At 72.6% G+C, this 22526-nt stretch carries 23 protein-coding genes; 2 read left to right on the forward strand and 21 right to left on the reverse strand.

The features are described from left to right. Positions 1-6: 6 nt before the first annotated feature. Genes QMC84_RS03430 through hisD form a run of 5 tightly spaced genes read right to left on the reverse strand, consistent with a single transcriptional unit; the run spans position 7 to position 3994 of the window. Positions 7-336, reverse strand: coding sequence for a hypothetical protein (locus QMC84_RS03430; RefSeq protein ID WP_300371793.1), 330 nt, complete (start codon positions 334-336; stop codon positions 7-9). Positions 337-343: 7 nt separating this feature from the next. Continuing rightward, entirely contained in the window at positions 344-1000 is a 657-nt protein-coding gene (hisH, locus tag QMC84_RS03435; protein ID WP_300372306.1) for an imidazole glycerol phosphate synthase subunit HisH, read from the reverse strand. A gap of 11 nt (positions 1001-1011) precedes the next feature. Beyond that, a complete protein-coding gene (hisB, locus tag QMC84_RS03440) occupies positions 1012-1620 on the reverse strand; it encodes an imidazoleglycerol-phosphate dehydratase HisB (protein WP_300371795.1) in 609 nt (202 codons plus the stop codon). Next, positions 1617-2699, reverse strand: coding sequence for a histidinol-phosphate transaminase (locus QMC84_RS03445; protein WP_300371797.1), 1083 nt, complete (start codon positions 2697-2699; stop codon positions 1617-1619). Before QMC84_RS03445 ends, hisB begins: the two co-directional genes overlap by 4 nt. After that, a complete protein-coding gene (gene hisD / locus QMC84_RS03450) occupies positions 2699-3994 on the reverse strand; it encodes a histidinol dehydrogenase (protein WP_300371799.1) in 1296 nt (431 codons plus the stop codon). The genes QMC84_RS03445 and hisD overlap by 1 nt, the downstream gene beginning before the upstream one ends. A gap of 144 nt (positions 3995-4138) precedes the next feature. Between hisD and QMC84_RS03455 the strand changes: the two genes are divergently transcribed. Beyond that, a complete protein-coding gene (locus QMC84_RS03455) occupies positions 4139-4804 on the forward strand; it encodes an LON peptidase substrate-binding domain-containing protein (RefSeq protein WP_300371801.1) in 666 nt (221 codons plus the stop codon). 199 nt (positions 4805-5003) lie between these two features. Then, entirely contained in the window at positions 5004-5456 is a 453-nt protein-coding gene (ybaK, locus tag QMC84_RS03460) for a Cys-tRNA(Pro) deacylase (RefSeq protein ID WP_300371803.1), read from the forward strand. Here the strand turns inward: ybaK and QMC84_RS03465 are convergent. The 16 genes from QMC84_RS03465 to murG all read right to left on the reverse strand — a co-directional run bounded on the left by QMC84_RS03465 (position 5443) and on the right by murG (position 22521). Beyond that, on the reverse strand, positions 5443-7044 hold the full coding sequence (locus tag QMC84_RS03465) for a DUF3352 domain-containing protein (RefSeq protein WP_300371805.1): 1602 nt from the start codon (positions 7042-7044) through the stop codon (positions 5443-5445). The two genes, ybaK and QMC84_RS03465, sit on opposite strands and share 14 nt — an antisense overlap. A gap of 10 nt (positions 7045-7054) precedes the next feature. Continuing rightward, the gene (locus QMC84_RS03470) at positions 7055-7678 is read right to left on the reverse strand and encodes a hypothetical protein (RefSeq protein ID WP_300371807.1); all 624 of its coding nucleotides are present in this window, start codon (positions 7676-7678) and stop codon (positions 7055-7057) included. After that, a complete protein-coding gene (dnaE, locus tag QMC84_RS03475) occupies positions 7675-11226 on the reverse strand; it encodes a DNA polymerase III subunit alpha (protein WP_300371809.1) in 3552 nt (1183 codons plus the stop codon). Before dnaE ends, QMC84_RS03470 begins: the two co-directional genes overlap by 4 nt. Before the next feature lie 327 nt (positions 11227-11553). Further along, a complete protein-coding gene (locus tag QMC84_RS03480; protein WP_300371811.1) occupies positions 11554-12252 on the reverse strand; it encodes a GNAT family N-acetyltransferase in 699 nt (232 codons plus the stop codon). Beyond that, on the reverse strand, positions 12242-13180 hold the full coding sequence (locus QMC84_RS03485) for an RluA family pseudouridine synthase (protein ID WP_300371813.1): 939 nt from the start codon (positions 13178-13180) through the stop codon (positions 12242-12244). Before QMC84_RS03485 ends, QMC84_RS03480 begins: the two co-directional genes overlap by 11 nt. Then, entirely contained in the window at positions 13177-13764 is a 588-nt protein-coding gene (gene lspA / locus QMC84_RS03490) for a signal peptidase II (RefSeq protein WP_300371815.1), read from the reverse strand. Before lspA ends, QMC84_RS03485 begins: the two co-directional genes overlap by 4 nt. After that, complete coding sequence (locus QMC84_RS03495) at positions 13737-14558, reverse strand: TraR/DksA C4-type zinc finger protein (protein WP_300371816.1); 822 nt, start codon at positions 14556-14558, stop codon at positions 13737-13739. The genes lspA and QMC84_RS03495 overlap by 28 nt, the downstream gene beginning before the upstream one ends. Before the next feature lie 168 nt (positions 14559-14726). Beyond that, positions 14727-15476 carry a DivIVA domain-containing protein gene (locus QMC84_RS03500; RefSeq protein ID WP_300371818.1) on the reverse strand — a complete coding sequence of 250 codons (750 nt, stop codon included), beginning with the start codon at positions 15474-15476 and terminating at the stop codon, positions 14727-14729. A 97-nt stretch (positions 15477-15573) separates the two neighbouring features. Next, the gene (locus QMC84_RS03505; RefSeq protein ID WP_300371820.1) at positions 15574-15864 is read right to left on the reverse strand and encodes a YggT family protein; all 291 of its coding nucleotides are present in this window, start codon (positions 15862-15864) and stop codon (positions 15574-15576) included. Between the two features lie 9 nt (positions 15865-15873). Continuing rightward, the gene (gene sepF / locus QMC84_RS03510; RefSeq protein WP_300371822.1) at positions 15874-16371 is read right to left on the reverse strand and encodes a cell division protein SepF; all 498 of its coding nucleotides are present in this window, start codon (positions 16369-16371) and stop codon (positions 15874-15876) included. Positions 16372-16429: 58 nt separating this feature from the next. Next, a complete protein-coding gene (locus QMC84_RS03515; RefSeq protein ID WP_300371824.1) occupies positions 16430-17134 on the reverse strand; it encodes a YggS family pyridoxal phosphate-dependent enzyme in 705 nt (234 codons plus the stop codon). Then, the gene (locus QMC84_RS03520; RefSeq protein WP_300371826.1) at positions 17131-17826 is read right to left on the reverse strand and encodes a polyphenol oxidase family protein; all 696 of its coding nucleotides are present in this window, start codon (positions 17824-17826) and stop codon (positions 17131-17133) included. The genes QMC84_RS03515 and QMC84_RS03520 overlap by 4 nt, the downstream gene beginning before the upstream one ends. Next, positions 17823-19031 carry a cell division protein FtsZ gene (gene ftsZ, locus QMC84_RS03525; RefSeq protein WP_300371828.1) on the reverse strand — a complete coding sequence of 403 codons (1209 nt, stop codon included), beginning with the start codon at positions 19029-19031 and terminating at the stop codon, positions 17823-17825. The genes QMC84_RS03520 and ftsZ overlap by 4 nt, the downstream gene beginning before the upstream one ends. Before the next feature lie 310 nt (positions 19032-19341). Further along, positions 19342-20076 carry an FtsQ-type POTRA domain-containing protein gene (locus QMC84_RS03530; RefSeq protein ID WP_300371830.1) on the reverse strand — a complete coding sequence of 245 codons (735 nt, stop codon included), beginning with the start codon at positions 20074-20076 and terminating at the stop codon, positions 19342-19344. Positions 20077-20080: 4 nt separating this feature from the next. Next, complete coding sequence (murC, locus tag QMC84_RS03535; RefSeq protein ID WP_300371832.1) at positions 20081-21421, reverse strand: UDP-N-acetylmuramate--L-alanine ligase; 1341 nt, start codon at positions 21419-21421, stop codon at positions 20081-20083. After that, entirely contained in the window at positions 21418-22521 is a 1104-nt protein-coding gene (gene murG, locus QMC84_RS03540) for an undecaprenyldiphospho-muramoylpentapeptide beta-N-acetylglucosaminyltransferase (RefSeq protein ID WP_300371834.1), read from the reverse strand. Before murG ends, murC begins: the two co-directional genes overlap by 4 nt. Positions 22522-22526: the final 5 nt, after the last annotated feature.

Here is a 22526-nt window from a genome sequence, read left to right on the forward strand (position 1 = left end):
TGCCCTTCAGGTACGTCGGAACAGCATTGTGTGGAGGACGGGCGCGGCCAGCACGCTGACCACGAACGCGGCGAGCCGGATCTCCCACTCGCCGAAGAAGATCCAGGCCAGCACGTTGAACGCGAGGAGCGCGGCGACCAGCGCGCCGTTCTGGCGTCGGCGCCGCTGCGCGAGCAGGCCGCTGGGCCGCCTGGGAGGCCTCGGCAGCCGGTCGGTGACCGCGCGCACGCGTGCGTCGCGACGCTCCTTGCGCTCCGCCGCGGCCGCCCGGGCCGCCGCGAGCACCGCGGCCTCCCGCTCGCGCTCGGCCCGGCGCTGCGCCCGCTCCTTGCTCATGTCGTCCTCACCGCAGCGACTCCACCCAGTTGCGCAGCAGCGCCGCTCCGGCGTCGCCGGACTTCTCGGGGTGGAACTGGGTGGCGCTCAGCGGTCCGTTCTCGACCGCCGCGACGAACCGGTCCCCGCCGTGCTCCGTCAGGCCGGTCTGGGCCCAGGAGACCAGCGGCGGCCGGGTGCGGCCGTGGGTCTCCAGCGCCCAGTGCCGCACGCCGTAGGAGTGCACGAAGTAGAACCGCTCCTCCTCGATGCCGCGGAACAGCGTGCTGCCCTCGGCCACCTCGACCGTGTTCCACCCCATGTGGGGTACGACGGGCGCCTGCAACCGCTCGACCACGCCGGGCCACTCGTCGCAGCCCTCGGTCTCGACCCCGTGCTCGACGCCGCGCTCGAAGAGGATCTGCATGCCCACGCAGATCCCGAGGACGGGCCGGCCGCCGGCCAGGCGCCGTCCGATCACCTCCTGACCACGCACCGAGCGCAGGCCCGCCAGGCAGGCCGCGAAGGCGCCCACGCCCGGCACCAGCAGGCCGTCGGCCTCCTGCGCGAGCGCCCGGTCCGCGGTGAGGGTGACCTCGGCGCCGGCGCGCTCGACGGCACGCACGGCGGAGCGGAGGTTCCCCGAGCCGTAGTCGAGGACGACGACGCGGGGCTTTCCGCTCAGCCGTGGGGCGGTCAGAGCGAGCCCTTCGTCGAGGGCACGCCGGTCTCGCGCGGGTCGAGCGCGACGGCGTCGCGGAAGGCCCGGGCGAACGCCTTGAACTGGGTCTCCACGATGTGGTGCGGCTCGCGGCCGGCCAGCACCCGCACGTGCAGCGCGAAGTGGCCGTGGAACGCGATGCTCTCGAAGACGTGCTGGGTCAGCGACCCGAGGTAGGCGGGCATGGTGCCACCGAGCTGGACGTACTGCTGCCCCTCGGGCTCGCCGGTGTGCACGCAGTAGGGCCGGCCGGAGACGTCGACGACCGCCTGGACCAGGGCCTCGTCGAGCGGCACGGTCGCGTCGCCGAACCGGCGCACGCCCCGCTTGTCGCCGAGCGCCTGGCGCAGCGCCTGGCCGAGCGCGATCGCGGTGTCCTCGACGGTGTGGTGCGCGTCGATGTGGGTGTCGCCGTCGGTCTGCACGGTCAGGTCGACCAGCGCGTGACGGGCGAACGCGGTCAGCATGTGGTCGTAGAACCCCACGCCGGTCGAGACGTCGTGGCGCCCGGTGCCGTCGAGGTCGACCTCGACGAGCACCTTGGACTCGCTGGTCTGCCGCTCGATGCGTGCCGTCCGGCTCATGACTCGTCTCCCATGACTTCGGTCAGTGCGTTCTTGAAGGCCATCATCTCGTCCGCGGTGCCGATCGACACACGGAGCCACCCGTCGGGGCCGGTCTCGCGGATCAGCACGCCCCGGTCGAGCAGTCCCTGCCAGACAGCATGGCGGTCCGCGAAGGTGCCGAACAGCACGAAGTTGGCGTCGCTGTCGGCGACGCGCAGCCCCTGCGCCCGCAGCCAGTCCACGGTCGCGTCCCGCTCGGCGCGCAGCTCGTCGACCTTCCCGAGCAGCTCGGGCGCGTGCTTCAGCGCCGCCAGCGCGGTCGCCTGGGTGACCGAGGAGAGGTGGTACGGCAGCCGGACCACTCGGATCGCGTCGCAGATCGCGGGATCGGCGGCGAGGTAGCCCAGCCGCAGGCCGGCCGCCGCGAACGCCTTGCTCATCGTGCGGGTGACGACCAGGTTGCGGTGCTCGGGCATCAGCTCGAGCGCGCTCGGGACGCCTTCTCGGCGGAACTCGCCGTACGCCTCGTCGATGACGACGATCCCGCCGTCGCCAGCGGCCTTGCACAGCAACCCGACGGCTTCGGGCGGCAGCGCGGTGCCGGTCGGGTTGTTCGGGCTCGGCAGCAGCACCACGCTCGGCTGGCGCTCCAAGACCAGGTCGTGAGCGTGGTCGAGGTCGAGCGCGAAGTCGGACTCCCGGTGCCCGACGACCCACTCGGTCACCGTGTCGCGGGCGTACTCGGGATACATCGAGTACGTCGGCGCGAAGCTCAGCGCCGTGCGTCCGGGTCCGCCGAACGCCTGCAGCAGCTGCAGCATCACCTCATTGGAGCCGTTGGCCGCCCAGACCTGCTCGGGCGTGACCCCGTGCCCGAGGTACGCCGCCAGCGCGGCGCGCAGCTCGGTGTGCTCGCGGTCGGGGTAGCGGTTGAGCGACGTGGCCGCCGCGCGCACCGCCGCGGCGATGTCGTCGGCGCAGGCGTCGGACGGACCGTAGGGGTTCTCGTTGGTGTTGAGCTGCACCGGGACGTCGAGCTGGGGAGCGCCGTACGGCTCGACCCCCCGCAGCTCCTCCCGCAGCGGAGGCCAGGTCATCAGCTGAACCGGGCCTTGACCGCAGCGCCGTGGCCGGGCAGGTCCTCGGCCTCGGCGAGCGTCACGACGTGCCCGGCCACGGCGTCGAGCGCGGCCCGGGAGTAGTCGACGACGTGCACCGACTTGGTGAACGCGCGCACCGAGAGACCCGAGGAGTGGCAGGCGCAGCCGGCGGTCGGCAGCACGTGGTTGGAGCCGGCGCAGTAGTCGCCGAGGCTGACCGGCGCGTAGGGGCCGACGAAGATCGCGCCGGCGTTGCGGACCCGGGCGGCGTACGACGCGGCGTCCTCGGTGTGGATCTCGAGGTGCTCGGCGGCGTAGGCGTTCACGACGTCCAGGCCCTGCTCGAGGTCGTCGACCAGCACCACCCCGGACTGCCGTCCGGACAGGCTGGTGCGGATCCGCTCCACGTGCTTGGTCGCCGCGACCTGCGTCTCGAGCTCGGCCGCGACCGCGTCGGCGAGGCGGTCGGAGGGGGTGACGAGCACCGCCGCCGCGAGCGGGTCGTGCTCGGCCTGGCTGAGCAGGTCGGCGGCGACGTACGCCGGGTCGGCGGTGTCGTCGGCCAGGATCGCGATCTCGGTGGGTCCCGCCTCGGAGTCGATGCCGACCAGGCCCTTCAGCAGCCGCTTGGCGGTGACCGTGTAGATGTTGCCCGGTCCGGTGACCAGGTCGACCTTGGCGCACGGGCCGGTGCCGTAGGCGAACATCGCGATCGCCTGGGCGCCGCCGACGGCGTACACCTCCTCGACCCCGAGCAGCGCGCACGCCGCCAGGATGGTCGGGTGCACGGCGCCCCCGAACTCGCGCTGCGGCGGGCTCGCGAGCGCGATCGACCCGACGCCCGCGGTCTGGGCCGGCACGACGTTCATCAGCACGCTGGAGACGAGAGGCGCCAGGCCACCGGGGACGTAGAGGCCGACCCGCCCGACCGGGACCTTGCGGTGGGTGACCCGCGCACCGGGGCCCAGATCGGTGACGGCGTCCTGCTCGAGCTCGTTCGCGCAGGTGGCGCGCAGCCGCGCGATCGACTCCTCCAGGGCGGCCCGGATGTCGGGGTCGAGCCGCTCGAGCGCGGTGGACAGCGCCTCCGGGCTCACCCGGAGGTCGTCGACGGCGACCCCGTCGAACCGCTCCGACAGCTCGCGGATCGCCTCCAGCCCGCGGGTCCGGACGTCCTCGCAGATCGCGTGCACCGCCGGGACCGCCGCCTCGACGTCGAAGTCGGCGCGGGGAACCGCTGCGCTGTAGTCGGCACCAGGGTCGGCGCCGCGCAGGTCGATGCGACGGATCATGGACCCGATTCTACGAGCGCGCGCGGCCCGTGCCCGACTCCGTCCGGCGGTTGAGGTGCGAGCGCCGCGAGCCGGCCCGGTGGTTGACGTGCGAGCGCAGCGAGCCTCGAAACCCCGGACATCCCCAGCGGCTACGTTGGCACCGTGCCCGAGACGCTGCCGATGTTCCCGCTGAACGCGGTGCTGTTCCCGGGGGTGAGCGTGCCGCTCACGGTCTTCGAGGACCGGTACCGGGCGCTCGTGCACCACCTGCTGCGCATCGAGGACCCCGCGGCGCGGGTCTTCGGGTCCGTGGCGATCCGGGAGGGCTACGAGGTGGGCGAGCACGGCGCCCAGTCGCTGTACCGGGTCGGCTGCCGGGTGCAGCTCACGGAGGTCGAGCCGCACCCCGACGGCAGCTTCGACGTGGTGGCGGTCGGCCTGGAGCGGATCCAGCTCGACCGGCTCGACACCACCGGGCTCTTCCCGGTCGGCCACGTGACCGACCTGCCCGATCCCGAGGCGCCGGTGGCCGAGGCGGTCCTCGACCGGGCCCGGATGGCGTTCACGGCCTACCGAGCCGCCCTGGCCGACATCCGGGCCGACCCGTACGCCGGGGCCCTGCCGCGGGACCCGACGTACCTGTCCTGGACCCTGGCGGCCGTCGCGCCCCTGCCGATGCCGGAGCGCCAGTCGTTGCTCGAGGCCGAGGACGCGGCGATCCGCCTGGTCATGGTCACCGACCTGCTGCGCGCCGAGCTGCGTGCGATGAACGTGATCCCCTCGCTGCCCGCCACCGAGGTGGCCCGGACCCGCTGGTCGCCGAACTGAGCGAACAGCGCGCACGCGAGGAACGAGCGTGGGCGCGTGGTGAGCGAAGATTGAGCAAGCGACGCGACTGAGGTACGAAGTCGCGCGAGCGCGTCGAAATCCGGTGGGCCGAGAGTCGGCCTTCACCACCAACGGAAGGGTGCAGACCGGTCCAGTGGCCAAGAAGACCAGAACCGGACACGGTGGCACCCCCGCGAGCGTGGCGCTGACCAGGGCCGGGGTCCCGTTCACCCTCCACGAGTACGACCATGACCCGCGGGCCGCGTCGTACGGCCTGGAGGCGGCCGAGGCGCTCGGCCTCGACCCGGCCGTCGTCTTCAAGACGCTGATGGCCAGCGTCGACGGGAGGCTGGCGGTGGGCATCGTGCCCGTGACCGGTCAGCTCGACCTCAAGGCCCTGGCGCGTGCGCTGGGCGCGAGCCGGGCGGCGCTGGCCGAGGTGACGGCGGCCGAGCGGGCGACCGGGTACGTCGCGGGTGGGATCTCGCCGGTGGGCCAGAAGCGGTCGCACCCGACCGTGCTCGACGAGAGCGCGCTCGGCTTCGACACCGTCTACGTCTCCGCGGGGCGTCGCGGCCTGGACCTGGGGATCGCGCCGGCCGACCTGGTGCGGGCCACCGACGCGACCGTGGCGGCGATCAGTCGGTCGTGAGCCGGAGCACCACGTGGCTGGCGTCGTCCTGGAGCCAGGTGCTCACACCCAGCCCCTGCAGCGGCTCGAGGTTGTCCTCGACCTCCGGGTCGTCGCCCGCGAGACTCGCCAGCCAGTCGCCGGCGTCGAAGTTCACGAACAGGATCGCGGCCGCGTCGCCGGCCTCGCGCACGACGTTCTCGAACACCTCGGACCCGCCGAGGTCCCCGTCCTCGAGCAGCTGCTGGCGGTAGTCGGCGTCGGGGCCGATGGCGATCAGGTCGCCGTCGCGGTCGCTGCCCAGGAAGGACTCGGCGCCGTCGAGCTGAGGGCGCAGCTTGTCCAGCACGGACTCGATCCCGTCCGGGTCGCCCTGCACCTTCAGCCCGACCGGCACCCCGCTGCCGTCTGCGGAGTTCACGAACGTCTCGAGGTCGAAGTCGCCCCCGATGGCCAGCGCGGCGGACTCGCCGGTCAGCGTCTCGACGTCCTCGGGCAGGTCGAGGCCGGAATCGGAGGAGAGCTCGTCGAGGAGCTCGTCACCGCTCAGGTCGCCGCCGAGCTGGCCGGCGAACTGGTCGACGAGGTCGCCGAACCACCCGTCGGCGAACCCGATGCCCAGTGCGGCCGCGGTGTCGTCGGGGAGCGTCGCGAGCACGTCGTCCCCGCGGTCGGCGCCGTCGAGCGCCTCCTGGGACTTGCCGGCGTCCGCGGCCACCTCCAGCTCGAGGGAGCCGTCGTCGAAGCGGAGGGTCGCGGCCAGGCCACCGAACTCCTCGAGCCCCCGGGTGACCTCGGAGGGCAGCAGGTCGGTGCTCGAGCCCGGGACGGCGTCGCCGAGCCCGTACAGCGGCGGCATCAGGCCACCGAGGTTGTCGGCGAGGACCTGCCCGGCCTCGGGCGCGAGGTAGGCCGTCGCGATGCCGGCGTCGCCGGCTGCGTCGGTCCAGGTGCGGTAGTCCTCGTCCTCCGAGAGGGGGGACTCGGCGGCGTCGGCAGCGACCCGGTCGACGATCTCCTGGGTCTCCCCCACCAGCGCCCAGCCGTCGGCGATCGACCAGGCACCGCCGTCCCCACCACTGCAGTCCTGGATCTTGGCCAGCCCCCGGTCGGCCTTGCCCTCGTCGGTCACCTGGAGCACGAACACGGGTGACGGCGCGTCCTCACCGGCGTCGACCGCGGCGACGGCCATCCGGTCGCCGAGCCAGGGCTCGACGTCGTCGCCGTAGTCGAGATCCGCGCAGGCGCCGGAGCCCTGGACCTCCTCGAAGATCCACTGCCGGATGTCGTCGTCGGTCTCGAGCCCGATCTCGTCCTTGAACGCCGGGAACTTCCGCAGCGTGCGGAGCGCCTCGATCTTCTGCCCGCCACTCGGGTCGAGGTCGACGCTCGCGTAGGCGATCGTGGCGCCCGGCAGCGCCTCGGCCGGCTGCGGACCGGTGGCGAAGAACGACCAGGCGGCCCACGCCCCGGCGCCGACCACGGCGAGCACGGCGACGCCGCCACCGACGATCCAACCGGTCCGGGGCCCGCTGCGGCCGGACGGCGTGGACGGCCGCTGAAGCGGTCCGCCGGTGCCGCTGTCGAGGTACTCCGGGCTGTTCTCCACGGGCGGGAGCCTACCCGGCGCGGTGCTCCGGCGAGTGCGGATCCTGGCGGTGCTCGTGTCGGTGTTCGTGGCCGTGTTCGCGGCGGTGTTCGTCGTGCTGCTCGTGGACGTGGTCGTGGTGGTGCCGGCGTCCCGGGGAGAGCCCGAAGAAGACCAGCGTGAGCGCCACCAGCGCTCCGGCGGGCATCGAGATCCACGGCGTACGGCGGGACACGCCGAGCTCGCCGGGGAGGTGGGTGCCGTTCTCGGCGGTGCGCGCGATCAGGGTCGGGTCGGGCGGGCCGAGAGCGGTGCCGACGGTGAGCATCAGCCAGGTGCCGGCTGCGGAGCCGACCACGACCGCGAGCAGCGTGAGCAGCGGCATCCGGTCGAGGAAGGTCGCGACGACACCGCCCGCGAGCAGTCCGGTGACGGTGGCGACGACGACGAACCAGCCGGTCCCGGAGAACTGTCCGCGCAGGCCGGCCTCGTCCTCGGCGAGCCACTGGTGGTCGGCGACCACACCGACCGGGGCGGTCCACACCCACTCCCAGACCACCCCGCCCAGCGCGCCCGCGGCGGCGAGCACGAGCACGCCGATCAGGAGCTGGACCAGCCCTGGGCGCAGGGACGCGCGATGCCCGGGGCCGCTCACCCCGTCAGGCACCCGGGCCCCAGCAGCTGCTTGAGGTCGGCGAACAGCGCCGGGCTCGGGGTGACGCGGAGCCGGTCGTCGAGCCGCATGACCACGGTCTCCTCACGGGTCAAGAGTCGCAGGCGGACCTCGGTCAGGCCCGGGTGGGTGCCGAGCACGTCCTTGAGCTGCTCGACCACCGGCGGCGTGCAGCGGGTCGAGGGCAGGCTGATCACCACCGGCCCGGAGGGCCCGTCCGAGAGGTCGGGGACGGTCACCTCCTGGCCATGGATCTCGGGCTGGTCCTTCTGCCGGGACAGCCGGCCCTTCACCGTGAGGATCGCGTCCTCGACCAGGTGCGGTCCGGCGAGCTGGTAGGCGCTCGGGAACAGCAGCACGTCGATCGCACCGTCGAGGTCCTCGATGGTGACCATCGCCCAGGCGTCGCCGCGCTTGGTGATCTTGCGCTGGACGGTGGTGACCAGGCCGCTGATCGTGACCGACGAGCCGTCGGGACGGTCCTCGTCGAGCATCAGCTGGCCGATGCTGCAGTCGCTGCTGTTGGCCAGCACGTGCTCGAGGCCGAGCAGGGGGTGGTCGGAGACGTAGAGCCCGAGCATCTCCCGCTCCCGACTGAGCAGGGTCATCTTGTCCCACTCGTCGACCTCGGGCAGCGTGATGCTGACGTCGAAGACCACGTCGTCGGAGCCCGAGCCGCCGAAGAGCGAGTCCTGGCCCTCGTCCTCGCGCTTGAGGCCGACGTAGCGGTCCACCGCCTCCTCGTGCTTGAGGTGCAGGGCGCGGCGCTTGTGCTTCATGTCGTCGAAGGCGCCGGCGAGGATCAGCGACTCGAAGACCCGCTTGTTGCACACGTGCGCGGGAACCTTGGACAGGAAGTCGTTGAAGTCCTCGTAGCGGCCCTTCTCCTCCCGGCCCGCGACGATGCCGTCGACGACGTTGCTGCCGACGTTGCGGACCGCGGTCAGGCCGAAGCGGATGTCGTTGCCGACCGGCGTGAAGTTGTGGGCGGACTCGTTGACGTCCGGCGGAAGCACCTGGATCTTCATCCGGCGGCACTCGTTGAGATAGATGGCGAGCTTGTCCTTGTCGTCCTTCGCGGACGTCAGGAGCGCGGCCATGTACTCGGCGGGGTAGTTCGCCTTGAGGTAGGCGGTCCAGTACGTGATGACGCCATAGGCCGCGGAGTGGGACTTGTTGAACGCGTAGTCGGAGAACGGCAGCAGGATCGCCCAGAGCGTGTCGATCGCGGCCTGCGGGAAGCCGCGCTCCAGCATGCCGGACTGGAACCCGGCGTACTGCTTGTCGAGCTCCTCCTTCTTCTTCTTGCCCATCGCCCGGCGCAGGTTGTCCGCGGCCCCCAGCGTGAAGCCCGCCAGGACCTGGGCGATCGCCATCACCTGCTCCTGGTAGACGATCAGGCCGTAGGTCTCCCCCAGCACCGGCTCGAGCGCCTCCGCCAGGCTCGGGTGGATCGGCTCGATCGGCTCGCGGCCGTTCTTGCGGCGGGCGTACTTGTTGTGCGAGTCCGCACCCATCGGGCCGGGCCGGTACAGCGCGCTGACCGCGGTGATGTCGGCGAACTGGTCGGGCTGCATCGAGCGCAGCAGCGCCCGCATGCCGCCGCCATCGAGCTGGAACACGCCCAGCGTGTCGCCGCGGCCCATCAGCTCGTAGGTCGCCCGGTCGTCGAAGGGCAGCTCCTCCAGGACGACCTGCTCCCCCCGGTTGGCCTCGATGTTCGCGACCGCGTCGTCGAGGATGTGGAGGTTGCTCAGGCCGAGGAAGTCCATCTTGACCAGCCCGAGCGACTCGCACATGGGGTAGTCGAACTGGGTGATGATCGTGCCGTCCTGCGGGCGGGCCATGATCGGCACGATGTCGATCAGCGGCTCGCTGGACATGATCACGCCCGCGGCGTGCACACCCCAGTTGCGGATCTGGCCCTCGAGTCCGACGGCGGTCTCGTAGATCCGGCGCACGTCGGGGTCGGAGTCGTGCAGGGACCGGAACTCCCCGCCCTCGCCGTACCGCTTGTGGCCGGGCTCGAAGATGTCCTTGAGCGCGACGCCCTTGCCCATGACGTCGGCCGGGAGCGCCTTGGTGATCCGGTCGGAGATCGCGAAGCCGAAGTCGAGCACCCGCGCGGCGTCCTTGATCGCAGCCTTGGCCTTGAGCCGGCCGAAGGTGGCGATCTGGGCGACCCGGTCGGCGCCGTACTTGTCGGAGACGTACTTGATGACCTCGCCGCGGCGGTGGTCGTCGAAGTCGATGTCGAAGTCGGGCATCGACGGACGCTCGGGGTTGAGGAAGCGCTCGAAGAAGAGCCCGTGCTCGAGGGGGCAGAGGTCGGTGATGCTCAGCGCGTACGCCGCGATCGAGCCCGCGCCCGAGCCGCGACCCGGGCCGACCCGGATGCCGTTGCGCTTGGACCACTGGATGAAGTCGGCGACCACGAGGTAGTAGCCGCAGTAGCCCTTCTGGGAGATGATCGCGAGCTCCAGCTCGACGCGGTCCTTGACCTCCTGGGTCAGCCGGTCGCCGGGGTAGCGGGCCTCGATGCCGCGCCAGACCTCCTTGCGGAACCAGCTGTCCTCCGTCTCGCCCGCCGGGACGTCGGCCCGGGCCATGTAGCCGCCCGTGGACTCGACGAACTCCACCTCGCAGCGCTCCGCGACGGCCAGGGTGTTGTCGCACGCGGCGGCGAGGTCGTGCTGGGCCCAGAGCTGGCGCATCTCGGCCGGCGACTTGATGTAGTAGCCGCCGCCGTCGAACTTGAGCCGGTTGGTGTCGGAGAGCCGCTTGCCGGAGGCGACGCAGATCAGGGCGTCGTGGGCGTCCGCGTCGTCGGGGTTGTTGTAGTGGGAGTCGTTGGTCGCCAGCGGCGGGATGCCGAGCTCGCGGCCCAGCCGCAGCAGGTCGTCGCGGACCCGCTTCTCGACGGAGATGCCGTGGTCCATCAGCTCGAGGTAGACGTTGTCCCGGCCGAAGATGTCCTGCAGCTCGCCGGCCTCGCGGACGGCCTCGTCCCACTGCCCCAGCCGCAGCCGGGTCTGGATGGCGCCGCTGGGGCACCCGGTGCTGACGATGATGCCCTTGCTGTGCCGCTGGAGGATCTCCTTGTCCATCCGGGGCTTGTAGAAGTAGCCCTCGAGACTGGACAGGGAGGAGAGCCGGAACAGGTTGTGCATGCCCTCGGTGCTCTCGGCCCACATCGTCATGTGGGTGTAGGCACCGCCGCCGGCGACGTCGTCGCCGCCCTCCTCGGCCGCGTCGCCCTTGCCCCAGCGCACCCGCCGACGCTCGCCGCGGCCCGTGCCCGGCGTGATGTAGGCCTCGATGCCGATGATCGGCTTCACGCCGTGCTTGCGGGCCTTGGAGTAGAAGTCGAACGCCCCGTGCAGGTTGCCGTGGTCGGTCATCGCGATCGCCGGCATCTCGAGGTCGGCCACCCGGCGGAACAGCCCGTCGAGCAACGAGGCCCCGTCGAGCATGGAGTACTCGGTGTGGACGTGGAGGTGGACGAAGGAGTCCTGGGTGCCGGTCGCCATCGTCGCGGGCCACTCCTCGATGTGCTCAGGCGGAAACTCGTCGTGCGGGCATGCAGAACCAGAGCCACGGGGGAATCGCGGCGTGGACCTGGGGGAAGGGGACCACCCTAACCCGCCCGTACGCCGCATCGTGGCACCAACCGCCGACAACGCCCGGAGGGGCCCGCGGCGGTTTCCCCGGGTACCCGGGGAAGCCTGCACTGTTGGGCCGAAACTTCGGCCGAGAAGTGCAGGGATCGGCCGACCGGTGGTGCCTGTGGGGCGCGCGATACCGCGTCTCGCCGACCCGGGTGGCTCTGGCGGGGCCAGCTCAGGGCACAGCTCGGCTCAGGACCGGCCGAGGCTCTCGGTGATGATCGTGTGCACGATCCGCTCCAGTCGCTCGACGCCGAGCCCGGGCGCGCGCCGGGCCATCGCCTCGGCGATCGCACGCTCGCGTTCGGGGTCGCGGGCGCCGTCCGTCTTGTGGGCCTGGACGGCTCGGGTGAGCGCGGCGCGCCGGGCCAGCAGGTCGCCGAGCTGCTCGTCGACCTCATCGATCAGACCGCGGTAGAACCCGAGCGCGTCCGCTCCCGGCCAGGCCATCCGGATGTCGGGGGCCTTCTCCTCGTTGGCCGCGCCGTCGGTGCGCTCGAGCTCGACCAGGCCGTGGCGAGCGTAGAAGCGACGGGCCCCGGCATTGGTCTCGAAGACCCACAGCGAGAACCCGTCGGGACGCAGCGCCTTGACCAGGTCGAGGAGCGCGGTCCCGACACCCTCCCCGGTCGCGTCGGCCCGTACGAACAGGTGGTCGAGCCAGACCGGCGCGAGGAGCGCGTACCCGAGGGGCTCGTCGTGCCGCTCGGCGATCCACGCCTCGCGGTCGGTGCGGGCGAGCTGGCCCGCCATCCAGGCTCGGTCCTCGGCGTTGCTGTGCACCGCCGGTGGCATCTGCGGGACCGCCGCGACCCGGGCGGCGGTGTAGAGATCGGCGATCGCCCCGGCGTCCTCGGGCCCCGCCTGCCTCAGCAGCAGGTCAGTCTGCACCGCGGATCACCTCGAGCGCGTGCGCGAGGTCCTCCGGGTACTCCGACTCGTACTGGACCTGCTTGCCGGTCTCGGGATGCTCGAAGCCCAGGCGTACGGCGTGCAGCCACTGCCGTTCCAGCCCGACCCGGCGGGCCAGGCTGGGGTCCGCGCCGTACGTGAGGTCGCCGACGCAGGGGTGCTTGAGCGCGGCCATGTGCACCCGGATCTGGTGGGTGCGTCCGGTCTCGAGATGGATCTCGAGCAGGCTGGCGAACCGGTGTGCCTCGAGGGTCTCGTAGTGCGTCACGCTGTGCCGGCCGTCGGCCATCACCGCGAACTTGTAGTCGGCCTTGGGGTGCCGGCCGATCGGCGCGTCGACGGTGCCCTCGAGCGGGTCCGGGTGTCCCTGCACCAGGGCGTGGTAGTCCTTGTCGACGGTGCGGCGGCGGAAGGCGTTCTTGAGCACCGAGTAGGCGTGCTCGGACTTGCAGATCACCATCACGCCCGAGGTGCCGACGTCGAGGCGCTGCACGATCCCCTGTCGCTCCGGAGCCCCGCTGGTGGAGATCCGGAAGCCCGCGCCGGCGAGGTGGCCGACGACCGTGGGGCCGGACCAGCCCGGCGAGGGGTGCACCGCGACGCCGACGGGCTTGTCGATCACCACGATGGCGTCGTCGTCGTGCAGGATCTTGATCCCCTCGACGACCTCGGGGACGACCGCGAGCGGGTCCGCCTCGACGGGGATGGTCACGGCCACCGTCGAGCCCGGGAGCACCCGGTCGCTCTTGCCGACCGGTGCCCCGTCGACGAGCACGTTCCCGGCGGCGATCAGCTCGGCGCCGCGGGTGCGCGAGAGGCCGAACATCCGCGCCAGAGCGGCGTCGACCCGCTCCCCCGCGAGGCCCTCGGGCACCGAGAGCACCCGGTGGTCGGAACCGCGGCTCACTCCGGCGTCTCCTGCGGCGCGGCGTCGCGGGGCGTCCGGGTCCCGTCGAGCCGGACGCCGCGGTAGACCTGCACGAGGATCAGCACGGCGGCCACGTCGATGCAGATGTCCGCGACGTTGAACACCGGCCAGTGCGGCAGCATGAAGAAGTCGATGACGTGTCCGCGCAGCGGGCCGGGCGAGCGCACCAGGCGGTCGGTGAGGTTGCCGGAGACCCCGGCGAGCAGCAGGCCGAGCGAGACCGCCCAGCCGACCGTCCCGATCCGGCGCGCGAGGTAGAGCAGCACCAGGACAGCGAGGATCGCGACGATGCTGAGGACCTCGGTGTAGGCGGTGCCGGTGCTGAAGGCCGCCCCGGGGTTGCGCACCAGGTGGAGCTGGAACAGGTCGCCGACGAGCTGGACATCGGGACGTCCGCTCAACCGGTCGACGGCGAGGACCTTCGAGCCGACGTCGACGGCGTACGCCGTGAGCGCGACCGCGGCGTGGACGGCCAGCAGGTGGTGACGCCGCGGTCGGGTCGGTCGAGGCTGGGCCGGATCAGACTGGTCGCCGGTCAGCGACGTTCCTCGCGCTGCTTGCATGTCATGCACAGTGTCGCACGCGGGAACGCCATGAGCCGCATCTTGCCGATGGGGTTGCCACACGACTCGCACACCCCGTAGGTGCCGTCGTCGATGCGCGCCAGGGCTCGCTCGATCTGGGCCAGCTTGTCGCGCTCGCTGTTGAGCACGGTCAGCTCGTGGTCGCGCTCGAAGCTGGTCGCACCGAGGTCCGCCTGGTCCTGGCCGGCCCCGTCACCGGAGTCGCGCATCAGGCCGTCGAGCTCGTCCTCCTGGGCCGCGACGATCCGCGCGCTGTGCTCGCGCTGCTCCTGCAGCTCGTCGAGCACCTCCTTGAGCTCGGCCTTGGTCCAGGCGGCCTCACCCTCCTGGACCACGAGTGCGCGCGGCGATGCCTTCTTCACGGGCGCCTTCTTCACGGGCGCCTTCTTCACGGGCGCCTTCTTGGCCGGGGCCGCCTTCTTGGCCGGGGCCGCCTTCTTGACCGGGGCCGCCTTCTTCGCCGGGGCCGCCTTCTTCGCCGGGGCCGCCTTCTTGACCGGGGCCGCCTTCTTGACCGGGGCCGCCTTCTTGACCGGGGCCGCCTTCTTGACCGGGGCCGCCTTCTTGACCGGAGCCGCCTTCTTCGCCGGGACCGCCTTGGCCGTCACGGTCGAGCGGGCCGGCGTGGCCTTGGCCGCCGTGCCGTTCTTCTTCGCCGTCGTGGCCGCCGGGGTCGACTCGGTCGCGGCCGTCTTGGCGGGTCGGCGTGGCATCACCTTGCGGGCGGCAGAGGCGGCGTGTCCGGCGAGCGACTTCCTCGTGGTGCGAGCCATGGTCGGGCCTCCTTGGGCCTCGGCGGCTGTGGGCCGAACCCACAGGTGTGCGTGGAGGGTAGCCGGTGACCCCCAACGCCTCCAATCCGGCACACCGGAGAACCGGGAACAGCACTGCGGCCGGCCCCGAGGGGCCGGCCGCAGTGGTACGACGGTGTGCTGGGCGACTCAGGTCTCGTCCTCGCCGAGGATCGAGCGCAGACGCTTGGGCGCGGGGGCCTCGTCACCCGAGGACATCGGGGCCTCGGTGCCGCCGCTGAGCGCCTCGAGCTGCTGGCTGAAGTAGCTCTTGAGGCGAGAGCGGTACTCCCGCTCGAACGAGCGGAGGTTCTCGACCTCGCCGTTGAGCTTGTCGCGCTCCCGCTCCAGGTCGCCGAACATCTGGCGGCGGCGCTCGGCGGTCTCGGAGTCGAGCATCTGGGCGCGGGTCCGCGCGTCGGACTCCATCCGGTCGGACTTGGTCTTCGCCTCGGACTCCAGACGCTCGGCCTTGGTGCGGGCCTCGCCGACGATCTTGTCGGCCTGGTTCTTCGCGTCCTCGACGAGCTCGTCGGCGTTGCGCGTGGCGATCTCGAGGAGGCGAGCCGCGGCGTTGGACGCCTCGGGGACGGTCTCGACCCGGATCGTCTCGACCGGGCTCGCGGCGACCACCGGGGTGGGCGCGGCGACCGGCTCGGGCTCGGGGGCCCGCTCCTCGACGCGCGGCTGCGGTGCCGTCTCGGTGACGCCTCCGGAGCCCTGCGCGGTGGCCAGCTTCGACCGGAGGTCGTCGTTCTCCTTCGTGAGACGCGCCAGCTCGGCCTCCACCTCATCGAGGAACTGGTCGACCTCACCCATGTCGTAGCCCTCGCGGAGCCGGACGGGAGTAAAGCGCTTGTTGCTCACGTCCTCAGGCGTCAGCGGCATGACCTCACCCATTCATTGATCGTCAAAGTAACTGTCCGTCGAACAATAGCGCCTGCATCCGGCCCCGGCGCATTGCCCGGGGCACCGTCCGCGCGGCGTACCGGGTACATCAGAGCATGATCTCCCGGTTGATCTGGAGGAGCACGTAGGCCGCGATCAGCACGATCAGGAAGCTCAGGTCCAGCGAGATGCTCCCGATCCGCAGCGGCGGGATCACCCGGCGCAACGCCTTGATCGGCGGGTCGGTCGTGGAGTACACGGCCTCCAGGACCAGCAGCATCGGGCCCCGCGGCACCCAGGAGCGGGCGAAGATCTGCACCCAGTCCACGACGAACCGGATCCAGAGCAGGGCGATGAAGACCCAGAGGACGATCTCGATGATCGACCCGACCACATGCACGTGTTGTCCTCAGCTCTGGTTGAAGAATCCGCCCTCAGCGATGCGCTGCTTGTCCTCGGCCGCCACCGAGACGTTCGGCGGCGAGAGCAGGAAGACCTTGTTGGTGATGCGCTCGATGGTGCCACGGGTCGCAAAGACCAGGCCGGCGGCGAAGTCGACGAGGCGCTTGGCGTCGGCGTCGTCCATCTCGGAGAGGTTCATGATGACCGGGGTGCCCTCGCGGAAGTTCTCTCCGACGGTGCGCGCCTCGTTGTAGGTGCTCGGGTGCAGGGTCGTGATGCGGGACAGCTCAGCCACCACTCCGGTCGGGCCCGACGCCGGACGGCGGCGCTCGGACAGGTCGGACACGGGCGCCGGACGGCTCTCCCGCTTCGACGAGCGCGTGGCGACCGGTGCGGTCTCCTGGGTCTCGTAGTCCCCGGCGTACTCGCCGTACTCGTCGTCGTACCGGCCGGTGTCCTCGAGCAGGCCGAGGTACTCGCCGATCCTGCGCATCGCGCCGCTCATGACTGTTCGCCTCCGGAACTCCGCGCCCCGGCGGGACGCATTCTTGGTGGTGTGGACACTACTTGAACCGAGGTCTCGATCCGAGGACCGCGGAGCCGATCCGCACGTGTGTCGCGCCGGTGCGGACGGCGTCCTCCAGGTCGGCGCTCATGCCGGCCGAGAGCCAGCTCGCGTCGGGCCGATCGAGCAGGAAGTCGCGGCGGAGGTCGGCCAGCCTCGCGAACGCCGCGGCCGGGTCCTCCCCGAGCGGAGCGACCGCCATCAGGCCCCGCAGCCGCAGCCCCGCGGCCTCCTCGACCGCGGCGGCGAGGACGGGCAGCTCGCCCGGGTCGGCGCCGGAGCGGCCCTCCGCGCCGGGCGGGTCGAGGCTGACCTGGAGGAGCACGTCGACGGGCTCGCTGCGCCGCTCGGCGCCTCGGTCCAGCGGCGCGACGAGCTTGAGCCGGTCGAGGGACTCGACGACGTCGGCGTACCCGGCGACCGCGGCGGCCTTGTTGCTCTGCAGGCCGCCGATGAAGTGCCAGCGCAGGTCGAGGTCGGCACATTCCGCCGCCTTGGCCTCGGCCTCCTGGTGGCGGTTCTCGCCGACATCGGTGACACCGAGCTCCGCGAGGAGTCGCACGTCGGAGGCCGGGAAGAACTTGGTGACGACGACGAGCCGGACCTCGGCGGGGTCGCGCCCCGCGTCGGCGCAGGCGGCGGCGATCCGGCCGCGGACCGTCTCGAGGTTGCCGGCGAGCTGGTCGCGGCGGGTGGCGCTCATGCCGCCCTCCAGACCACGCCGGCGAGCCGGCCTGCGGCGGCTCCGTCGCGGCGGTGGGAGTGCAGGACGGGCAGCTCGCGGGTGCAGCCGCCGACCTCGACGACCGAGCAGCCGGCGGCCTCCAGCTGGCTCCGGACCCCCGCGCCGAGGTCGAGGGCCGGCGTGCCCCAGCTGGTCGTGGCCCAGGTGGGCGGCACCGCGGCCGCGACCTCGTCGCGCAGCTGCGCCGGGACCTCGTAGCAGGCGCCGCAGATGTGCGGTCCCAGCCAGGCCCGGACCTGGCCGGCGCCCAGGGCGCGGAGCCGGTCCAGCGCGGCCGTGACGACGCCGCGACGGACACCCTCCCGGCCGGCGTGCACGGCGCCGATCAGGCCGGTGTCGGCCGCCAGCAGCACCGGGACGCAGTCGGCGGCCCGGGCCAGCAGCGCCCGGCCGGGCTCCGCGGTGAGCAGCGCGTCGACGTGCGGGTCCCACGTCGGTGCGCGCCAGTCCTCGACCAGCAGCACCTCGGCACCGTGCACCTGGTGCATGAGGTACGGCGTCGCCCCGGTCGCGGCGGCCACCTCGGCCAGCGCGGCCTCGCGCACCGCGGGTGCGGCGAGGTCGCCGAGGTCGAGGCGCCGCTCGGTGAACCCGACCGACACCGTGCCCACCGGTCCCCAGGACACGGTGTCGCGGTAGAGGAACGTCACTTCAGGAAGTCGGGGATGTCCAGGTCGTCATCGTCGAACTGGACCTGCCGGGGCGCGGGCCGGGTCGCTGCGTCGGGGGTGGTGCCGCCCTGGGGGCGCGACTGGGTGCCGGCCGGCACCTTCTCCTTCCTCTCGGCGTCGTCCGAGCCCGCGGCGATCGCCTGCGCGGCGGCCCGGGTCTCCTGCTGGCTCTGCAGCGGGGCCGGGGCCTGCTTGGGCTCCCGGCGCAGCACGGTGCCCTCGCCGGTGCGCTTGGGCATCCCGCCGTCGAACCCGGCCGCGATCACCGTCACCCGGACCTCGTCGCCGAGGGCGTCGTCGATGGTCGCGCCGAAGATGATGTTGGCCTCGGCGTGCACGGCCTCGGCGACCAGCGCCGCGGCCTCGTTGATCTCGAACAGCCCGAGGTCGGAGCCACCGGCGATCGAGAGCAGCACGCCGTGGGCCCCGTCGATGCTGGCCTCGAGCAGCGGGCTGGAGACGGCCATCTCGGCGGCGGCCACGGACCGGTCCTCGCCGCGCGCCGAGCCGATGCCCATCAGCGCCGACCCGGCGTTGGACATCACCGACTTCACGTCGGCGAAGTCGAGGTTGATCAGGCCGGGGGTCGTGATCAGGTCCGTGATGCCGGAGACGCCCTGGAGCAGCACCTGGTCGGCCTGCTTGAAGGCGTCGAGGACGGAGACGTTGCGGTCGCTGATCGAGAGCAGCCGGTCGTTCGGGATCACGATCAGGGTGTCGACCTCCTCGCGCAGGCCCGCGATGCCCTCCTCGGCGGAGTTGGCACGGCGCCGGCCCTCGAACGCGAACGGCCGCGTCACGACGCCGATCGTCAGCGCCCCGAGCGAGCGGGCGATCCGGGCCACGACGGGCGCGCCGCCGGTGCCGGTGCCGCCGCCCTCGCCGGCGGTGACGAAGACCATGTCGGCACCCTTGATCACCTCCTCGATCTCGTCGGCGTGGTCCTCGGCGGCCCGGGCCCCGACCTCGGGGTTGGCGCCCGCGCCGAGGCCGCGGGTCAGCTCGCGGCCGATGTCGAGCTTGACGTCGGCGTCGCTCATCAGGAGGGCCTGGGCGTCGGTGTTGATCGCGATGAACTCGACGCCCTTGAGGCCGACCTCGATCATCCGGTTGACGGCGTTGACACCACCACCACCGATGCCCACGACCTTGATGATGGCCAGGTAGTTCTGCGCTGCTGCCACGGCGGATTCGCCTCTCGCTGCTCGGGTACGGGTGCTCTGCGGATGGTCTGTGCGGATGGTCTGTGCGGGTGGTGCTGCGGGTCTGCGGATCTGCGTCGGGGAAGCGGCTCGGTGTGGCGGAACTCTTACCCTCAGGCTGAGGGTTATAGTTATGTCAACCTCGCCGTGGTCACGACCTTAGGCAGCGCAGCCGCCCGATCGGTGGCGACACGCCCACACGACCTCGACCCGCGCGAAAGTTCGGGTCGCTCCACCACCGCCGACCCGCAGGCCCCCGCCGAGCCGAGACGCCGCGATCAGCCCACCGGACTCAGCCGCTGGTGGTCGGCTGCCCGGGCACGCTCACGTCGTAGTGCTGCGCCTTCCGGGCGGCCAGCAGGTCGGCGACCACCCGCGCCTTGAGCTCGGAGTCCTCGGCGCTCCCCCACTCCACGGTCCGCCCGTCGTGCAGCTGGAGTGAGATCTCGTCGATCGTCGACGCCTCGACGTGATCGACCCGGGCGCGCAGGTCGGCGGGCAGCGCGGAGACGACGAGCGCCGCCTCGCGCAGGGCCTCGCTCCCGGTCGTGGCGCCGGTCTCGACCCGGGGCAGCTCGGGCGGGGCCTGGGCGTAGTCGCGGAAGACGACGCCGTCGGCGTCCATCCCCTGCAGCCGGCCGCCGATCTCGACGACGGCGACCGCGACCCGCTCCTCCACCTCGACCAGCACCTGGTCGGGCCACTTCCGCGAGACGTCGGCGGAGCGTACGGCGGCCAGCGCCTCGACCCGCGCGCGGACCCGGTCCAGGTCGACGCGCGCGAGCGGCTCGCCCTGCGGCACCGCCGCGGCCTGGCGGACCTGGGTGGCGCTGAGCAGGCCGACCCCCTCGACCTCGACGCCCGCCACCGACAGCCAACTGGAGAAGTACACGAGCCAGAGTCCGCCGCCCACGACCGCGACCAGCGCGACCACGGCGACGAGGTACCGCCACGCCAGCCAGCGCCGGGCCCACTGTCGGCGCGCGAACCGGCGCCGGCTGCGGTCGGCGGGGTCTCGCCCAGGCATCCGGCTAGCCATCCAGCAGCTCCAGGACCCGGGGCCCGATCCCGGTGATGGTCCCGGCTCCCAGGGTGAGCACCAGGTCGCCGGGCCGGGCCCGGGCGACGAGCTCGGCCGCCACCGCGTCGAAGGTGGGGACGTAGGCGACGTGCTCGGCGGGCAGGGGCACCGCGGCCGCGACCACCGCACCGGTCACCTCGGGGTCGGGGTCCTCGCGCGCGAGGTAGACGTCGAGCACGACGACCTCGTCCGCGGCGCCGAGCGCCTCCCCCATCGCCGTGCCGAAGATCCGCGTGCGCGAGACCAGGTGGGGTTGGAAGGCGACGACGACCCGACCCGACCCGGCGATCGCCCGCGCGGACTGCAGGTCGCCCGCGATCTCGGTCGGGTGGTGGGCGTAGCTGTCGTAGACCCGCACTCCCCCGGCCTCGCCCTTGCGCTCCATGCGCCTCTTGGTGCCGGTGTACGACGCGAGGCCGCGGGTCAGGTCGTCGGCGTCGTACCCCAGCTCGACGCCGGCGGCCAGCGCGGCCAGCGCGTCGGCGAGGTAGTGGTCCCCCGGCGACCAGAGGGTGACGCCGTCGAGCGCGCCGGCGTCCCGTGCCGACACGGTCACCACCCGGCGGCCGGACGCGCGGTGCCGCTCGGCCAGTGCGGCCGCACCGGGGTCGTCGGCCACGCAGACCAGGAAGCCGTCCGGGTCGACGGTGTCGGCGAACTCGTCGAACGCCGCGGCGTAGGCCTCGGCGGTCCCCCACTGGTCGAGGTGGTCGGCCTCGATGTTCGTGACCACCGCCGCGTAGGGCGAGTAGTGCAGGAACGCGCCGTCGCTCTCGTCGGCCTCGGCGACGAACAGCTCGCCGGCGCCCTCGGCCGCGTTGACCCCCGTCGCGGCCAGGTCGCCGCCGATGGCGTACGTCGGGTCCGCTCCGGCAGCCTGCAGCGCGACGGTGAGCAGCGAGGTCGTGGTGGTCTTGCCGTGCGTGCCGGCGACCGCGACCACGCGGCGCCCGGCCATCACCGAGGCCAGCGCCGCCGAGCGCGGCAGCACCCGCAGGCCCTGCCGCACGGCCTCGGCGTACTCGGGGTTGTCCTCGCGCACGGCGGTCGAGACCACGAGCGTGTCGACGTCGTGGACGTGGGCCGCCTCGTGCCCGAGGTGCACCCGCGCGCCCAGCTCCCGCAGCGCCTCCAGGGTCGGGGAGTCGGTGCCGTCGCTGCCGCTGACCGGGATGCCGCGGGCCAGCATGATGCGGGCGATCCCGGAGAGCCCGGCGCCGCCGATGCCGACGAAGTGGACCCGTCCGAGCCGGTCCGCGGGCAGCACCTCGTCGGGGACGGGCACCCTCATCGTGGCGCCGACCCTTCTCGGCCGGTCTCGAGGACGATCCGCGCGACCTTCTCGTCGGCGTCGCGCGGGATCACCGCGGCCGCGGCCGCTCCCATCGCCGCCAGCCGGTCGGCGTCGGCGGCCAGGTGCGGGACGGTGCCGACGACCCAGTCGGTCGTGAGGTCCGCGTCATCGACGAGGATCCCGCCGCCGGCCGCGACGACGGCCTCGGCGTTCCTGCGCTGCTCGCCGTTGCCGATCGGCAACGGGACGTAGACCGCCGGCAGCCCGACGGCCGCGGCCTCGGTCACGCTGTTGGCGCCGGCCCGGCAGATCGCGAGGTCGGCCGCGGCGAACGCCAGGTCCATCCGGTCGATGTACTCCACCACGACGTAGGGGACGTCGGTCTCCCCAGAGTCCGGCACCGCAGGAGCGGCGCCGCCGTGCTTGCCCTCGGCGTGCAGCACCTGCACGCCCGCTGCGGCCAAGGCAGCGGCGGCACCGGACACGGCCTGGTTGAGCCGGCGCGCACCCTGGGAGCCGCCCGTGACCAGGAGCGTGGGGCGGTCGGGGTCGAGGCCGAAGAACTCGCGCGCCTCGGCACGACGCGCCGCGCGGTCGAGCCCGGAGATCATCGGCCGGATCGGCAACCCGACGTATTCGGCCCGGCGCAGCGGGGTGTCGGGAAAGCTCACCAGCACCCGCTGCGCGAAGCGAGCACCGGCCTTGTTGGCCAGGCCCGGCACGGTGTTCTGCTCGTGGATCACCAGCGGGACCTGTCCCTTGCGGACCGCGAGGTAGAGCGGCATCGAGACGTAGCCGCCGTAGCCCACCACGACGTCGGGACGCACCCGGTCGAGCACCGCCCGGGTCTCTCGGACCGCGGCACGGAGCCGGACCGGGACCTTGAAGAGGTCGGCGCTCGGCTTGCGCGGCAGCGGCACCGGTGGGATCAGCTCGAGCGGGTAGCCGGCCTCGGGCACCACCTTGTTCTCCAGCCCGCGCGGGGTGCCGAGACAGGTGATCTCGACGTCGGGCTCGAGCCGGCGGAGGGCGTCGGCGGTGGCGAGCAGGGGCGAGGTGTGGCCGGCGGTGCCGCCGCCGGCGAGGAGAACGCGCATCGCAG

This window comes from Nocardioides sp. (assembly GCF_030019515.1).
Lineage (GTDB): Bacteria > Actinomycetota > Actinomycetes > Propionibacteriales > Nocardioidaceae > Nocardioides.

What these genes read in the sequence shown, in the direction of transcription:
- QMC84_RS03430 (WP_300371793.1), bottom strand. Translation starts at nt 336, where the DNA reads ATGAGCAAGGAGCGGGCGCAGCGCCGGGCCGAGCGCGAGCGGGAGGCC.
- hisB (WP_300371795.1), bottom strand. Translation starts at nt 1,620, where the DNA reads ATGAGCCGGACGGCACGCATCGAGCGGCAGACCAGCGAGTCCAAGGTG.
- QMC84_RS03445 (WP_300371797.1), bottom strand. Translation starts at nt 2,699, where the DNA reads ATGACCTGGCCTCCGCTGCGGGAGGAGCTGCGGGGGGTCGAGCCGTAC.
- hisD (WP_300371799.1), bottom strand. Translation starts at nt 3,994, where the DNA reads ATGATCCGTCGCATCGACCTGCGCGGCGCCGACCCTGGTGCCGACTAC.
- dnaE (WP_300371809.1), bottom strand. Translation starts at nt 11,226, where the DNA reads ATGGCGACCGGCACCCAGGACTCCTTCGTCCACCTCCACGTCCACACC.
- lspA (WP_300371815.1), bottom strand. Translation starts at nt 13,764, where the DNA reads ATGCAAGCAGCGCGAGGAACGTCGCTGACCGGCGACCAGTCTGATCCG.
- QMC84_RS03495 (WP_300371816.1), bottom strand. Translation starts at nt 14,558, where the DNA reads ATGGCTCGCACCACGAGGAAGTCGCTCGCCGGACACGCCGCCTCTGCC.
- QMC84_RS03500 (WP_300371818.1), bottom strand. Translation starts at nt 15,476, where the DNA reads ATGGGTGAGGTCATGCCGCTGACGCCTGAGGACGTGAGCAACAAGCGC.
- sepF (WP_300371822.1), bottom strand. Translation starts at nt 16,371, where the DNA reads ATGAGCGGCGCGATGCGCAGGATCGGCGAGTACCTCGGCCTGCTCGAG.
- QMC84_RS03515 (WP_300371824.1), bottom strand. Translation starts at nt 17,134, where the DNA reads ATGAGCGCCACCCGCCGCGACCAGCTCGCCGGCAACCTCGAGACGGTC.
- QMC84_RS03530 (WP_300371830.1), bottom strand. Translation starts at nt 20,076, where the DNA reads ATGCCTGGGCGAGACCCCGCCGACCGCAGCCGGCGCCGGTTCGCGCGC.
- murC (WP_300371832.1), bottom strand. Translation starts at nt 21,421, where the DNA reads ATGAGGGTGCCCGTCCCCGACGAGGTGCTGCCCGCGGACCGGCTCGGA.
- murG (WP_300371834.1), bottom strand. Translation starts at nt 22,521, where the DNA reads ATGCGCGTTCTCCTCGCCGGCGGCGGCACCGCCGGCCACACCTCGCCC.